Origin of the sequence: Methanimicrococcus blatticola (assembly GCF_004363215.1) — an archaeon.
Classification (GTDB): domain Archaea; phylum Halobacteriota; class Methanosarcinia; order Methanosarcinales; family Methanosarcinaceae; genus Methanimicrococcus; species Methanimicrococcus blatticola.
In genome coordinates this window covers 25955-41095 of the sequence record NZ_SNYS01000005.1, presented here as the reverse complement: position 1 = coordinate 41095, position 15141 = coordinate 25955, and the positions used below count along the sequence as shown (strand labels likewise).

The 15141-nt window shown below is 43.9% G+C and carries 14 protein-coding genes and 1 tRNA gene; 12 read left to right on the top strand and 3 right to left on the bottom strand.

Features of this window, described 5'->3' with window-relative positions:
• Positions 1 to 4 precede the first annotated feature (4 nt).
• Positions 5 to 262 carry a HypC/HybG/HupF family hydrogenase formation chaperone gene (locus C7391_RS00190; RefSeq protein ID WP_133516537.1) on the bottom strand — a complete coding sequence of 86 codons (258 nt, stop codon included), beginning with the start codon at positions 260 to 262 and terminating at the stop codon, positions 5 to 7.
• Between the two features lie 509 nt (positions 263 to 771).
• Here C7391_RS00190 and C7391_RS00185 point away from each other — a divergent pair.
• The 7 genes from C7391_RS00185 (at position 772) to C7391_RS00155 (ending at position 8762) form a co-directional block, all read left to right on the top strand.
• Entirely contained in the window at positions 772 to 1923 is a 1152-nt protein-coding gene (locus C7391_RS00185) for a hydrogenase small subunit (RefSeq protein ID WP_133516536.1), read from the top strand.
• Between the two features lie 6 nt (positions 1924 to 1929).
• Positions 1930 to 3723 carry a nickel-dependent hydrogenase large subunit gene (locus C7391_RS00180; RefSeq protein ID WP_133516535.1) on the top strand — a complete coding sequence of 598 codons (1794 nt, stop codon included), beginning with the start codon at positions 1930 to 1932 and terminating at the stop codon, positions 3721 to 3723.
• A 13-nt stretch (positions 3724 to 3736) separates the two neighbouring features.
• The gene (locus C7391_RS00175) at positions 3737 to 4498 is read left to right on the top strand and encodes a cytochrome B (protein WP_133516534.1); all 762 of its coding nucleotides are present in this window, start codon (positions 3737 to 3739) and stop codon (positions 4496 to 4498) included.
• Between the two features lie 376 nt (positions 4499 to 4874).
• Positions 4875 to 5432 (top strand): hydrogenase maturation protease, encoded by a 558-nt coding sequence (locus C7391_RS00170; RefSeq protein ID WP_133516533.1) that lies wholly within the window; start codon positions 4875 to 4877, stop codon positions 5430 to 5432.
• Between the two features lie 17 nt (positions 5433 to 5449).
• A complete protein-coding gene (gene hypF, locus C7391_RS00165; RefSeq protein WP_133516532.1) occupies positions 5450 to 7942 on the top strand; it encodes a carbamoyltransferase HypF in 2493 nt (830 codons plus the stop codon).
• A 64-nt stretch (positions 7943 to 8006) separates the two neighbouring features.
• Positions 8007 to 8089: transfer RNA gene (locus C7391_RS00160), tRNA-Leu, on the top strand.
• A gap of 154 nt (positions 8090 to 8243) precedes the next feature.
• Positions 8244 to 8762 carry a type IV pilin gene (locus tag C7391_RS00155; RefSeq protein ID WP_133516531.1) on the top strand — a complete coding sequence of 173 codons (519 nt, stop codon included), beginning with the start codon at positions 8244 to 8246 and terminating at the stop codon, positions 8760 to 8762.
• On the opposite strand, the gene C7391_RS00150 is transcribed toward C7391_RS00155, so the two are convergent.
• Entirely contained in the window at positions 8759 to 8980 is a 222-nt protein-coding gene (locus C7391_RS00150) for a hypothetical protein (RefSeq protein WP_133516530.1), read from the bottom strand. The two genes, C7391_RS00155 and C7391_RS00150, sit on opposite strands and share 4 nt — an antisense overlap.
• 157 nt (positions 8981 to 9137) lie before the next feature.
• Entirely contained in the window at positions 9138 to 9695 is a 558-nt protein-coding gene (gene thpR, locus C7391_RS00145) for an RNA 2',3'-cyclic phosphodiesterase (protein WP_133516529.1), read from the bottom strand.
• A gap of 226 nt (positions 9696 to 9921) precedes the next feature.
• Here thpR and C7391_RS00140 point away from each other — a divergent pair, with 226 nt between their 5' ends.
• The 5 genes from C7391_RS00140 to C7391_RS00115 all read left to right on the top strand — a co-directional run bounded on the left by C7391_RS00140 (position 9922) and on the right by C7391_RS00115 (position 14999).
• Positions 9922 to 10917 carry a cation diffusion facilitator family transporter gene (locus C7391_RS00140; RefSeq protein ID WP_133516528.1) on the top strand — a complete coding sequence of 332 codons (996 nt, stop codon included), beginning with the start codon at positions 9922 to 9924 and terminating at the stop codon, positions 10915 to 10917.
• 339 nt (positions 10918 to 11256) lie between these two features.
• Positions 11257 to 12519, top strand: coding sequence for a 3-isopropylmalate dehydratase large subunit (locus C7391_RS00130; protein ID WP_133516526.1), 1263 nt, complete (start codon positions 11257 to 11259; stop codon positions 12517 to 12519).
• Positions 12520 to 12531: 12 nt separating this feature from the next.
• Positions 12532 to 13026, top strand: a complete 495-nt coding sequence (locus C7391_RS00125; protein ID WP_208107041.1) for a 3-isopropylmalate dehydratase small subunit — start codon at positions 12532 to 12534, stop codon at positions 13024 to 13026.
• A gap of 310 nt (positions 13027 to 13336) precedes the next feature.
• Positions 13337 to 13615 (top strand): ACT domain-containing protein, encoded by a 279-nt coding sequence (locus tag C7391_RS00120; protein ID WP_133516524.1) that lies wholly within the window; start codon positions 13337 to 13339, stop codon positions 13613 to 13615.
• A gap of 22 nt (positions 13616 to 13637) precedes the next feature.
• On the top strand, positions 13638 to 14999 hold the full coding sequence (locus C7391_RS00115) for a PFL family protein (RefSeq protein ID WP_133516523.1): 1362 nt from the start codon (positions 13638 to 13640) through the stop codon (positions 14997 to 14999).
• The last annotated feature ends 142 nt before the right edge of the window (positions 15000 to 15141 follow it).

Below are 15141 nucleotides of genomic sequence, written 5' to 3'. Positions count from 1 at the left end.
CCCGTTATATGCCGGCTTCCTGATCCATTGCTTCATTTGCGGCCAATAATTCATCAAAAGCTTCAGCAGTTAAGCGAGCTTCTTCTTCCGTAATAATTGAAATCGCGTAGCCGACGTGAACCAAAACGTGATCGCCGACGTTTATTTCAGAAGATCCGCCGAGCAGGTCTAAATTCACCTCTCTGTAAACGCCGCCGAAATCCACCTCAGCTTTGTTTTCGTCAATAATTTTTGAAATTTTTCCGGGAATTGCAATACACATGTTTTTAACCTCTCTTTTTCTGTTTTTTATCTTAATTTTATGATTATATATGATTAATTGTGTCGTTTTCTTTCATCCTATTAATAAACCTGTTCTTCGAAAGAGCAATTCGCTTCAAAATGAAGTTTTATTGACATGATTTTTTTATCATCATTTTCGGAGCATATCGTATTAGGATTTGTCATTTTAAACGCGTCTTTTTCTCTATTTATTATCATCATTTATCATTACGATATGTTTCTAAAATTTCTTTTTTTATTTAAATGGGTCGGTTCGACTGATTCGGGTATCTCTTTTCTGTTCGCCGAAAAATTTTCACATTTCGGGGTTTTGGTTCCTCTAATTTCAGAAATAATGTTTGAGATATCGAAAATTGTTTTTTAAAACTGTCATTTTTCGGCTCAATCCTGCATGTTTTTTAATTAAAGATGTGGGCAACGTTTATATACACCATAGCGAATATAGTCAGATGCTACTACTTTATAGTGTTTACAGTAGAGGGTTTTCAAATGGCTAGTGAAAAATTGAATATGATTGAACAATTCAAGAACCTTGATATTCTCAAGGTTGACCGCCGTACTTTCTTAAAGGCGGTGGCTGCCCTCGGAGCAACCTCTTTTGTTTCACTCTACGGAAACCAGTTAACGGAAGCGTTGGCTGCATTCCCTGAGACAAAAGTTCTTTGGCTTCACGGCGCAGAATGTACAGGCTGTTCAGAATCCGCATTAAACGGCAGCAGCCCGGAATTTGCGGACGCACTCAGCGAATTAAACATCAGCTTGGTTTACCACGAGACGCTTTTGGCGCAGCAGGGTATCTTTGTTGACGGCAAGTTGGTTGGTAATTCTGAATTGAACGGCGAAATTTTATTGAAAGAACTCGTCGCAGCAGGCGGTTACATCCTTGTCGTTGAAGGATCTATCGGAAACGGTCCCGACGGCACAGGCAAAATCAATATGATCGGAACACATCCCTTCAAAAAGATCTATGAAGACGCTGCTAAAAATGCAAATGCAATTATCGCGCTCGGTACATGCGCAACTTACGGCGGTATCACAGTAACAGACTCCGATGTCAAAAAATACTGTGACTTTATGGGCGTTAACCAAACCGAAAACAAGAAAGGCGGCATGAACGCTGTTCTCGGCATTAACAAACCCGTCATCAACCTTCCCGGATGTCCGGCACACCCCGACTGGTTCTTCTTAACCGTCGCAGCAGTGCTCCTCGGCAAGATTGACTTAAACAACCTCGAAGGCGTTTTAGACGGTGACGGCAGACCCAAAGTTTTCTACCCGCCCCAAAACACACTTCACGACAACTGTCCCAGACGCGGCTTCTATGACCGCGGCGTTCTTGACGAACGATTCGCAGAAGGTGGCTGCTTGTGGAAAGTCGGCTGTAAAGCACCGTACGTCCACGCAGACTGTGCACTCAGAAAATGGAACAACGGAACAAGCCTTTGTATGCAGGCCGGCGGCCCGTGTATCGCTTGTGTCGAACCGATTTTCCCCAACGGCTCCATGCCTTTCTATGTTGAAAGAGAAAGCGCAGGCGTTTTGTTCGGTGTCAACATCGGAACCGTTGCAGCTCTTGCAATCGGCGCAGCTGTTGTTGCAGCCGGTGTACACGCTGTCCGCAGAGTTAACAAGGAGAAGTGATGAAAAATGGTTAAAGTTACAGTTGATCCCTTAACAAGAATTGAAGGACACATGAAAGTGTCCGCTGAAGTTGACAGCAGTGGTCTCATCACCTCCGCACAGAGCGGCGGTATGCTTTTCCGCGGTTTTGAACGTATGCTTCAGGGAAAAGACCCCAGAGACGCATCCATGCACGTTGCCAGAATCTGCGGTGTCTGTCCGATTTCTCACTCAATGACCGCAACAAATGCGCTTGACGACCTCTACGGCGTTGCCGAAAGTGTTCCGCAGAACGCGCTTGCCGTCAGAAACTTCATTCAGGCCGCAAACACAATTGCAAGTCATGCAACACACATCTACATTTTATTCGGTCCCGATTTGGCCAACCCGAGATACAGAGATGTTTTGACCGGCTCCACCCTCAGTTTGGGCGCAACCGGACAAGCTGTCTGGAACGAATTGCTCGGCAGATTCGCGCCGCTCAGCTACAAGCTTGACGGCAAAGCAATTCCGGTCGGTACCAGCTACTTAAACGCAATTCCCGAAAAGAAAAGACTCCAGGAAGCAATTGCTCTCTTCGGCGGTAAAATGCCCCACCAGGCCGTTACCGTTGCAGGCGGTGTCACATGCACACCCGGTCTTGGCGAAATTACCAAGTCCGCAGCAATTTACTTGAAAGTCATGGAATTCGTTCAGAACTACACACTCGGTGTGCCTCTTGACACATGGATTTTAAACACCGCTCAGGCAAAATCACCTGACGCAGCCGTTAAATTCGTGACGGACCACCTCGCAAGTTTAATCAGCAAGTCTTCCGGCAATGACTTCTCCAGAGAAAACGGCTGGAAAGATGTTGAATTCTTTGCAGCATTCGGTTCCGAACTTGTCGGTGAAAAGATCCTCGGCCTTCCGGCCAGCTTAAGACTCGACAAACTCGGCGGTTACCAGGACCCGAGCAAAATCAGCTTCTTGTCTTACGGTTCATTCTACGACAGCACCAAAGACGGTTACAACCCCGAAAGCCCGACCGGTGAACGCTTCTTGACATCCGGTGTCGTTTCAGGCAACTTGAAGTTCGAAGACTTGGACACAACAAAGATTACAGAAAGTATTCAGTGCGCCTTCTATGAAGACGACACACCGTCCAGACACCCGTACGACGGAACCACCGTTCCGGTCAGCAAGGCAGAACAAATCAACCTCGAAGCAGGTCCGACTGAGAAATACAGCTGGCTCAAAGCACCGCGTTACAACGGCATTCCTGCCGAAGTCGGTCCGCTTGCCCGCATGATTGTCGCACAGGACCCGTTGGTTACAGGTCTTGCAAAAGCTTTCGCAGACAACGGCATGTCCCCGGCAAACGTTTACACAAGAGTTCTTGCCCGCATGCAGGAAACCGCAATTCTTGCGCACAAGATTGTTGACTTCCTCAACGATATTGACCCCGCAAAGAAATTTGCAGAACCGCTTGACTTAAGAGCTGCAAAAGAAGGCAGAGGCATGGGTATCTGGGAAGCACCCAGAGGCGCGCTCGGTCACTGGATTTCAACAGATAAATCCGGTAAAACCAAGAATTACCAGGCGATTGTTCCGAGTACATGGAACCTCGGCCCGCGTGATGAAAACGGAATTCCGAGTCCGGTTGAACAAGCTCTTGTCGGTAATGCGATTTCAGGCGTTGACAATGTCGGCGGCGCAGATTACACAAACCCTGTCGCCATTCTTCACGTCGGTCGTTCCTACGACCCGTGTGTCGCTTGTGCTATTCACACCATTGATGCAACAGGAAAGAATGCTCCGAGAGATTACGAATTATTCTGAGGAGGTTTTCTAAATGTCAGAAAATGCACAGAAAACCAAAACAGTCGAACGATACAACTGGGTTGAGCGCTGGACACACACGTTCCACGCCATCGCCATGTTGGTCTTGATCTTCACCGGCCTGCACATTTACTTCGGCTGGGATATCATGACGTTCCACAACGCACGTGTCTTACACATGGTTATGGTTCCCGTCTTGATTTTGACCAACTGGTGTTTGGTTCCTTACGGAATTCTCTCCCACGGCTGGCAAGAAGGCGGCGTAAAGGGTGTTGTCAAACACTTCTACTACGGCTACATCTTCAACAAAGATGACTTCCGCCGCTTGAAAGGTATGGTTCTTAACTTCTTCGGAAAGCAAGAGAAGTATCCTGAATTTACAGTCTACAACAAAGCAACCGGTCACTACAAGACCAAGCTTCACCCGATGTTCAAAATTTTCATCGTTGTTGAAGGTCTTTGTATCTTCTTGATCTTCATTACCGGAATCGTTCTTTACAAGGTCGACTGGAGTATCATCGGTATTCCGATCGCTCACTGGCTGACGATTATCTTTGGCTGGATCTCACCGATTCTGAACATGAACGGTCTTGAATTTGCACGCTGGTTGCACTTGGCTTTGACATACTTCTTTATCTTTGAATTGATTTGCCACGCTTTCATTTTGGAATTCGACACCAAAGTGTTCAAGTACTGGAGATCGATTTTCATCGACGGTAAAGAATATTTGGACAGCCCTGTTGTTCAGGTCATCGACGAAGAAGAACACCATTAAAATTTGAAATTGAAAAGGAAAATCTAAGGAAACCCTCTGTTTCCTTTTCTCTTCTTTTTTTACGTTTTACTTTTTTACGTTTTACTTTTTTACGTTTTATTTTTTACGTTTTATTTTTTTACGTTTTATTTTTTTATGTTTTACTTTTTTACGTTTTACTTTTTACGTTTTATTTTTTTACGTTTACTTTTTACGTTTTATTTTTTTATGTTTTACTTTTTATGTTTTCACGTTTTACTTTTTTAACGAAGCAGCTTTCTTTTTTTTATTTTATCGAAATTAGAAGCCCTTTTATACAACATTGATAATTCATTTCATAAAGATTAATTATATTCGCGAGAGGCTGAATTTATTCATTCTATCGCCGGTGATTTTTATGACACTTTCAAAAACAATTCGAATCATGGGATGCGGCAATTTATGGATGGGCGACGATGGTGTCGGTATTCATACGGTTGAAAAACTGACGGCAATGAAGGATAAATTAGAAGGCGGCGCATCTTTATCTGATTCTTGTTTTTTGAATTTGCCGGCTGAGTCGCTTTCCTGCTTATCTGAAGTTGATATTATGGACGCGGGTGTTTCCGGTTTGGATATGCTTTGTTTTTTGGAAGGCTTTGATAAAATTATCATTATTGACGCGCTGAAAAGCGATCAAAATCTCGGCGCGATTTTAAGAATTAAAGGCGAAGACCTTTTAGACGGCGAGGGTGTCGGCAAAATGATGTCGTCACACGACGTTTCCGTCCCGACCGTTCTCGGCATTGCCCGCGAAGTTCAAGGCTTGCCCGAAATTGTCGTTTACGGCGTTGAAATCCAAAAACATCCGGATGAAGTTAATTTAACAACCGAAATGAGCCCCGAGGTCGCTGCGGCAATTGATCGTCTCATTCCGCTGGTGCTTGAAGAAATCCGAAAAGATTTGGTTGCCTAACGATTCTTGGTGTCATCATGCCGGTCAAAAAATTGCTTGTCAAGGGAGTCGTTCAAGGCGTCGGTTTTCGTCCGTTTGTTTATCGGATTGCCGTTGAAAATCACATTTCCGGTTCCGTCATTAATCTCGGAAATATGGTTCAAATTCTCGCGGCGGGCAGCACCGAAAATCTGAATTCTTTTTTGTCGGATTTAACGACGAAAAATCCGCCGCTTTCCCGAATTGATGAATTGAATGTCACTGATTTGCCGGAAGGCGAAGCCGCGATTGAAGGCGGCTTTCTAATTTTAAAAAGCAAATCCGGCGTTTCCGGAAATTCTATTATTCCGCCGGATACGGCTGTTTGTGAGGAGTGTTTGTCTGATATGCAATCACCTCAAAACCGCCGTCATTTGTATCCGTTTACGGTTTGTACCAATTGCGGCCCGCGCTACACAACTGTTCGCAAACTTCCTTATGATCGAAAAAATACAGTAATGGATGAATTTCCGCTTTGTGAGGCGTGTTTGAAAGAATATACTGACGTCAATGACCGTCGCTATCATGCGCAGCCGGTCTGCTGTCCGACGTGCGGTCCGATCCATACGTTTGAACAAAAAGCGGGGCGGAAGGCTAAAAATTCTGGAGGCGACAGAAAAGCGATTGTTCTTGCATCCGGCAATGACGCTTTAAAGGAAGCGGCAAAAGCGATTGATGACGGTTTTATTGTCGCGCTGAAAGGAGACGGCGGTTTTCATTTGGTTTGTAATGCATTTTCTGAAGAGGCCGTCTGTCTTTTACGCAATCGCTTAAAAAGACCGGCGCAGCCTTTTGCCGTTATGGTTCGAAACGCGGCTGTCGCTTCTAATCATACTCAAATTCGCCGTACAGCCGGAAAAGAACTTTCTTTTCTTGAAAATGTGCGCCGACCGATAGTTGTTTGCAACAAATCCGACTCCTACGCGCTTGCACCGTCAGTGGCCCCGAAATTGCATAATCTCGGTATGATGCTTCCTTATTCCGCGGCGCATTATGTTTTGTTCGAATATTTGAAAACGGATGTTGTCGTGATGACATCTGCCAATCTTCCGGGATTGCCGATGGTGATTGACAATGATGATGCTTTTTCCAAACTTTCCGACATCGCTGATTATTTCCTTTTCCATAATCGTTTGATTCAAAACAGAACGGATGACACGGTGATTCGTTTTGTCAACGACGAGCCTGTCTTTTTGCGCCGCTCACGCGGTTTTGTTCCCGAACGGATCGTTCTTCCGTTTTCTCATTCAAAAGGCGTTGCCGGCGTCGGGGCTGAAATGAATAATACATTATCGTTTGCAAAAGACGGCAATATTTTTTTATCTCAATATATCGGCAACACGAAACATTTGCAAACGGCTGCTTATCACGCTGAAGCTTTTGAAACGCTTCGTCAGCTGACCGGAATTCGCCCGAAAATCATCGCCTGCGATATGCATCCCGATTTTAACACGACGCATTTTGCCAAAGAGTATGCTTCAAAAGAAAAGGCGAAATTGATTCAAATTCAGCATCATCACGCTCATATTTGTTCGGTGATGGCGGACAATGATTTGCCGCTTGATTCAACCGTTCTCGGAATCGCGCTTGACGGCGTCGGTTACGGTGACGATCAAACTGTTTGGGGCGGCGAGATCTTAAAATGCACTTACACGGATTATGTCAGACTCTCGTCACTTGCGCCGCAGCCGATGGCAGGCGGCGACTTGGCAACGAAGTTTCCGGCGCGATTGGTTTTCGGCATGCTTTATCCTTATATCTCAGACGGCACACTTTCCGAAGAGGATTTGCTGTCGCTGAATTTATTTTTCCCGCGCGGCGCGGATGAGGCGAAAGTCGTTTTATCGCAATTGAAGAATAACTTTAACGTCGCCGCTTCCAGCAGTTCCGGGCGCGTTTTGGATGCTGCCGCCGCGCTTCTCGGTCTTTGCGGTGAGCGGACTTTTGACGGGGAGCCGGCAATGCTTTTGGAATCTGCCGCTTATCACGGAGTTGCCGAATTGACAGCCGGATCGGATTTAGCGGATTTGTCTTTTTTAGCGGAAACAATCGGTTCCGAAATTCCGACGCTTTCTGATTTGTCTTATTTCAAACCGGCGATTCAACAGTCTGATGAAAGCGGAAGGCTTGTTTTTGATACTTCTGCGCTGCTTTATGCGCTTTATACAGAAGTTATCAAAGGCGAAGATTCACGTTTTTCACCAAACCAACTGGCGGCATTGTTTGTTCACGCTTTTGCCGAAGGCATCGGCCAAATGGTTTTGCAAAATGTTCGTGATTCCGGCATTCGTGTTGTTTGCGTTTCCGGCGGCGTTGCCAACAATGATTACATCATTTCGGTTTTGGCGAAAATGTTAAAAGAAAACGGCATTGATTTGCTGACACACAAAAACCTGCCGCCCGGTGACGGCTGTATTTCTCACGGTCAGGTCGCGTCGGTGACCGCGCGGCTGTTGCTCAAAAGTAAAAAGAACTTCGGGAATAACCTTTAAATATAATCGTTATGATTATACGTTGCTTTTATTGTTTTTTAGTTTTTTATTCTTTAAACCACGTGCGAGGGTTGTCGAGTGGTCAAAGGCGCCGGACTTAAGATCCGGTTCCGAAGGGATTCGTGGGTTCAACTCCCACCCCTCGCATTTTTAACTCTTTTGATGCTGTTTTCAAGTACTACGCCTTTGACCACTCTAATGATCTGGGATCTATTAATTTATTTTTCAATTTTCATCTTTTTTCAAATTATTTAAAAACATTCATTTGTACTCGATTTTTAGTTCTTTTGAGGTTTTCATCATGAAATTTCAAAAAACCAAAAAATCAATTTCAAAATTCAATTTTCTCTCCGACAACCGCGGTATTTCCCCGGTCGTCGGCGTCCTGCTTCTCCTTGCAATCACGGTCGTCATGGCCGGTTACTTGGCAACGGAAGTTCTCAGCTACGAATTTACCGCGCCGTCTCAGCCGGTCAGCTTAACCGCCCGCGTTGAAAATGTCACTGTCGGAAGCGTACAATACAAAGCCGTTCGACTGGAACACAGCGGCGGCGCACCGCTTCAAATGTCAAATATTCGAATTTTGTTTAATCAATCGGAAGCCGATTTATCATATTACAAAAATGAATCCTTCGGAATCGGTGAATCACTTCTCATCGGCGGTATTGAAAGCAGCAAATCAGCAGTTATAATGTATCCGATTTCTTCAAGCACGAAAAAACCGACCCGAGATATTTTGAAAAAAGGAGAAACCGTCGAGTTGACGGTGATTGATTCTTCCAATAATCAAATTTTGTTCAAAAAAGTGATTTATGTTTAAGGCGATGGCAGTAACTGCAAACGGAAAGGTAACAGCAGCGAACAGAAACGGAAAGGTAGCAGCACCAAACGGAAACGGCAAGGTAACAGCACCAAACGGAAACGGCAAGGTAACAGCACCAAACGGAAACGGCAAGGTAACAGCACCAAACGGAAACGGCAAGGTAGCAGCACCACGTTCGCGCAGCGAACGGCTGTCATAAAAAAGAGCAGATGCATGCAGTGACACAGATGCAGACGAATAATTGACATTAAAAACAGGTCCTCGTTTTTGCTGTATCGGCCGGGTACGAATCCGCAAATTTCCGTTCTGTCCTCCGCTTTGCTTCGGTCAGAACGTAAATTAGCGGGCGGTTGTTTCGGGTTTCGCTTTGTTTTATAAAATAATCGTGAAAAGTTCTTTGTAATTCGGACCGGTCGACGTTAATTCGCTTTCCATTAAACTGATCTTGGAAATTGAGGTTTCAAATTCGGCGTTGATTGATGCCAAGAATTCATCAATTTCTTTTTCGTTGCGCGACGGTGTTTTAAATTGAATCCGCCGGCCTAAAGTAACATGGGGGACGAATTTTTTCAAGTCTTGATTGATGCCGGTATTTTGTAATTCAGTTGAAAGTTGTTGATGAATTTCCGAAAGTTTTTGGGAATCGCCGCCGGCCCAAACAAGGGATTCATTTCCTCTTTTGAATCGCCCGATTTTTTCAAATTTCATGGTTACCGGGTGGTTTGGGATTGTATTTTCCATTATTTTTACAATCTTATCTGCGGTTTTGGAATCTGTTTCACCGAGAAAAATGAGCGTCATATGCAGGTTTTGAGGTTTTGTGAAGTTTCCTCTTGCGTTTTCTTTTAAGAAATTATTGAATTCTAATAACCGTTGATTTGTTTCTTCAGGAAAGTGGGCGGCAATAAACAATCTCATTTTATCACTCATTATTAATCATCACCCTATCACTCATTATCAATTATCACTTGTTTTTTTTATCATTCATTTCCTTTCGGCACGGTTAAAATCATTCATTTTATTCAAAAGAATTGATGATATTCAAAAGAGTTGAAGAGTCTTAAAATCATTTTGTTTGTTTTTTAAATACTTTAATCCCCTTTTATTTATTAAAGAATTTTACCGTTTACGGAAAAATCTTTACGGGGAATAATATTTGACAGGAAAAAAACATGAAACTGTGACCGTTGGATTAGAGGATTTGCAGAGTCCGTTCCAACATGCTGAATACAAATCTAAAGAAGGTTTACGTGTAACGATTATCGGAATGGCTGTAAACATCTTATTGACCATTTTCAAAGTGATTGCAGGCGTTATCGGCAACAGTGCGGCTTTAATTGCCGACGGTGTTCATTCACTTTCAGACCTTTTAAGCGATTTCGTTGTTATCTTCAGTATCCGAATTTCCGCAAAACCGGAAGATGACAGTCATAATTTCGGTCACAAAAAAATCGAAAGTTTGGCTTCCGTTGTTGTCGGTGTCATGCTTCTGCTTGCAGGCGCGCTGATCTTATCTGAAGCCGCCGGGACAATTTATGATTTCATTGAAGGAACGCCGATTGAAAAGCCGGCAATGATTACATTTTATGTCGCGCTTTTGTCTATTATCGCAAAAGAATTGCTCTATCAGTACACGCACAGAGTGGCTAAAAAATTAGGCAGCGACATGATTGAAGTAAATGCCTGGCATCACAGAACAGATGCGTTTTCCTCTGTCGGCGTTGCAGCCGGCATCGGTGCCGCGATTCTGCTCGGCGATAAATGGGCAATTCTTGATCCGATTATGGCGGTTCTTTTGGCACTTTACATTCTTTATATCGCCCTTAAAATCATTTACAACAGCACGAATGATTTGATGGATGCGTCTCTCAGCCCGGAAATCAATGAAGAAATCAAAACCATCATTCTGGATTGCGAAGGCGTGTTGAATATGCATTCGCTGAAAACACGTAAGCTCGGCAGTTCCAAGGCAATTGATATGCATATTATGATTGATGAGAATTTAACCGTCAAAGAAGCGGCTGAAATTCAAAAAGAAGTTGAAAACTGTTTGAAACAGCGGTTCGGGGCGGATACATATGTCATTATAAAAGTCGAACCGTTTTTGGATCGGAAAGTAGACCGTGAAAAACACATTCTGGAAGGACTTTAAGAAAAGTTTTTCCTTTTCTTTTTTCCCTTTTCTCTTCTTTTTTCTCTTTTTTCCTTTTTCTCTTCGTTTCTTCTTTTTTCTCTTCTTTTCTTTTTTTTGTTTCTTTTTACTTTACTCTTCTCTTTTCTTTTTTTGTTTCTTTTTACTTTACTCTTCTCCTTTTTTTATTTATTTTTTAACATTAAAAAACATGAGAAATAAGGATACGATGTCGGCTTTTCCAATACTATTTTATATTTAAAGTCAATTCTTATCCAAAACAGAAATATCTTACTGAGAGCGATTATCTGCCTCTCGTTTTCTTTTTATCTGTTCATTATTTTTGAAATGTGATTGATTATGGCACAAAAACCGCAAACTTTAGCTGAAAAAATTATCAGCGGCCGTGCCGGCAAAGACGTTTATGCCGGCGACATCACGCTTGTTGATGTTGATGTGACCGCTGTCCAGGACGGAACAGGACCGCTCGCGGTTCAGCAGCTGGAAAAAATGAATTTGGTTCAGGCCGCAAACCCTGACCGCACCGTTCTTTTTATTGACCACGCCGCGCCCAGTCCGCAAAAAGATCTTTCAAACGCTCACGTGATTCTCAGAACATTTTCCAAGAAAACCGGCGCGCATCTTTCCGAAGCCGGCGAAGGTGTCTGCCACCAGCGTTTGGTTGAAACATATGTGAATCCGGGAGACGTTTTAATCGGTGCCGATTCCCACACCTGTACATCCGGCGCGCTCGGCGCATTTTCAACCGGCATGGGTTCCACTGACGTTGCAGTCGGTATCGCGCTCGGCAAAACCTGGTTCCGCGTTCCCGAAACTTTCCTTGTCAACGTCACGGGCGAATTCCCCAAAGGCGTTTATGCAAAAGATTTGATTCTTCATTTAATCGGCATGATTGGTGCTGACGGCGCAACCTACAAAGCGCTTGAATTCCGCGGCGAAACCATTGAAAAAATGACCATGTCTCAAAGATTTACATTGGCCAACATGGCCGTCGAAGCCGGTGCCAAAGCAGGTCTTTTTGAAACCGACGCAACGACCAAAGCGTATCTCGAAGAACGCGGTCGCGGCGACAAATTCAAAGAAATCAAAGTCGACGAAGGCGCAACTTATGAACGCGTGATTGATATTGATGTTTCCAAATTGGAACCGACCATTTCAAAACCGCACACTGTTGACAACACGGCAACCGTCGGCGAAGTTGCCGGCACCAAAATCGATCAGGTCTTTATCGGCACCTGTACAAACGGCAGAATTGATGACCTTGAAATCGCTGCCAAAGTTTTGGAAGGCAAAGTCAGACACCCTGACACGCGCTTGATTATCGTTCCTGCTTCTAAAGAAATCTATTTGGAAGCCGTTCAAAAAGGATATATTGAAATATTTATCAAAGCAGGCGCAATTATTATGGCACCCGGCTGCGGTCCGTGTGTCGGCGTTCATGAAGGCGCGCTCGCTGACGGCGAAGCATGTCTCGCAACGCAGAACAGAAACTTCCAGGGCCGCATGGGCAACACGGAAGGCTTCATTTATCTCGGCTCTCCCGCAACAGCCGCCGCAACAGCGATTGCCGGCGTGATTGCAGACCCGCGTGAGGTGATTTAAATGGCAGACATTATGAAAGGCAAATCATTCAAATTCGGCGACGACATCAGCACCGATCACATCGCTCCCGGCCGTTTGTTCCACTTAAGAACAAACCTTCCGGAACTCGCCAAACACGTTTTGGAAGACGCAGATCCCGAGTTCGCCAAAAAAGTTCAAAAAGGCGACTTCGTGGTTGCCGGAAACAATTTCGGTCTCGGCTCCTCCCGTGAGCACGCCCCGACAATTATTAAAATGGCCGGCGTCAGCGCCGTTTTGGCAAAATCATTCGCCCGCATTTTCTACAGAAACGCAATCAACGTCGGATTGCCGGTTCTTATCTGTGACACCGACCAAATTGACGAAGGCGACCAGCTTGAAGTCGATCTCGCCGGTGGTCTCATTAAAGATGTGACAAAAGGCATTGAACTCACCTTCTCACCGCTGCCTGATGCGATGATTACAATTCTCAATGACGGCGGACTTGTCGCTCACATTGAGAAAAATAAAGGATTTAAATTCGATTAATTCTAATCGAATTTTTCATCTTTTTATTTTCATTTCTTTTTTATTTTTCACTTTTTTTCAATTTCACTTTTTTTCAATTTCATTTTTTATTTTTTATTTCAATTCATCATTTTTCTTTTTTAATTTATTACAATATTTTAGAAAATTAATGAGTTTCATCTAATTCAAATATTTTTAATTAAAAACAATTAATCAACGTATTATATTTTTATTTGAAAAACGGATATATACTTTAAATCGTTTGAGTGTTTATTATTGCAAAATTTGTAAGCGGTAACTTTACTTTTACACATTTATCAGGAAAATAAACATGAAAACAGATCGTTTTGTTATTACAGTGATCGGTGTCGATACGGTCGGCATTGTTGCCGGTGTGACGCGCGTCATGTCCGATTTCAGCGTTAATATTATTGATATTCGTCAAACGCTCATGGAAGACATTTTTACGATGCTTATGATCGGTGAAGTCAAAAATGAAAATTTCATTTTGAAGGATTTCCAGGAAAAAATGACTGAAGTCGGTCAGGATCTCAAAGTCGAAATCCGCGTTCAGCACGAAGATGTTTTCAGATACATGCACCGCATTTAATAGTTAATTCGGAGTTTCTATTATGTATTTGACATCTGAAGAAATCTTGGAAACCATTGAAATGGTCCGGATGGAAAATTTAGACATTCGTACCGTAACAATGGGAATCAGTTTAAGAGATTGTTCTCATCCCGATATTGATATTTTCAATCAGAATATTTATGAAAAAATCGTCGGCAAAGCCGAAAACTTAGTCAGCACAGCCGAAGCGGTTGAAGACCTTTACGGCATTCCGATTATCAATAAACGCATTTCTGTAACGCCGGTCGCAATCGCGGCCGAAGCCTGTCAAAGCCCCGATTTTGTTTCTGTCGCTCAGACATTGGACAAAGCCGCCAAAGAAGTCGGCGTCAATTTCATTGGTGGTTTCAGCGCATTGGTTCAAAAAGGAATGACAAACGGTGACCGCCGTTTGATTGAATCTATTCCCGAAGCACTTGCCAAAACAGAGCGCGTTTGCTCTTCCATTAATTTGGCCAGTTCTAAAGCCGGCATCAACATGGATGCCGTTGCGTTAATGGGCGATGTTATTAAGAAGGCTGCAAAGCTGACGGCAGACGCTGACAGCATCGGCTGCGCTAAGTTGGTGGTTTTTGCCAACGCACCTGATGATAATCCGTTCATGGCAGGTGCTTTCCACGGTGTCGGTGAAGCGGAGTGCGTCATTAACGCCGGTGTCAGCGGTCCGGGTGTCGTCAACTCGGCTGTCAGAAGGCTTAAAAACCCGTCTCTCGGGGAAATTTCAGAAGAAATCAAGAAAACCGCCTTTAAAATCACAAGAATGGGTGAGATGGCGGCTCGTGAAGTTTCTCAAAGACTCGGCGTCGAATTCGGTGTTGTTGATATTTCTTTAGCCCCGACGCCGGCTGTCGGTGACAGTGTTGCCGAAATTTTGGAAGCGATGGGGTTGGAACGCTGCGGAACGCACGGAACAACCGCCGCCTTGGCTCTTTTAAACGATGCTGTTAAAAAAGGCGGTGCGATGGCATCATCATCAGTCGGCGGTCTCAGCGGCGCTTTCATTCCGGTCAGCGAAGATGCGGGCATGATTCGCGCGGTGAATGACGGCGCGCTTTCGCTTGAAAAATTGGAAGCAATGACTTGTGTCTGTTCGGTCGGCTTGGATATGATTGCCGTTCCGGGCGATACGTCCGCCTCTACGATTTCTGCAATTATTGCAGATGAAATGGCAATCGGCGTCATCAACAAAAAGACAACGGCAGTTCGCATTATTCCGGCGGCCGGTAAAAAAGTAGGCGATTCGGTTGAGTTCGGCGGTCTTTTAGGCGCTGCGCCTGTCATGAATGTCTCAGCTTTCAGTTCTGAAGAATTCATTAAACGCGGCGGTCGCATCCCGGCACCGATTCAATCTTTAACAAATTGATTTTATTCTCTTTTGCCGAGGAGCCAAGCTCTTCGGCTTTTATTTTTTTAATTTTTGATATTTTAAATTAATATTTTAAAAAATGAAACGTTTTATTCAAAATTATTTAAAAATTTATTTTAAAAATGATTAAAACAAAGAT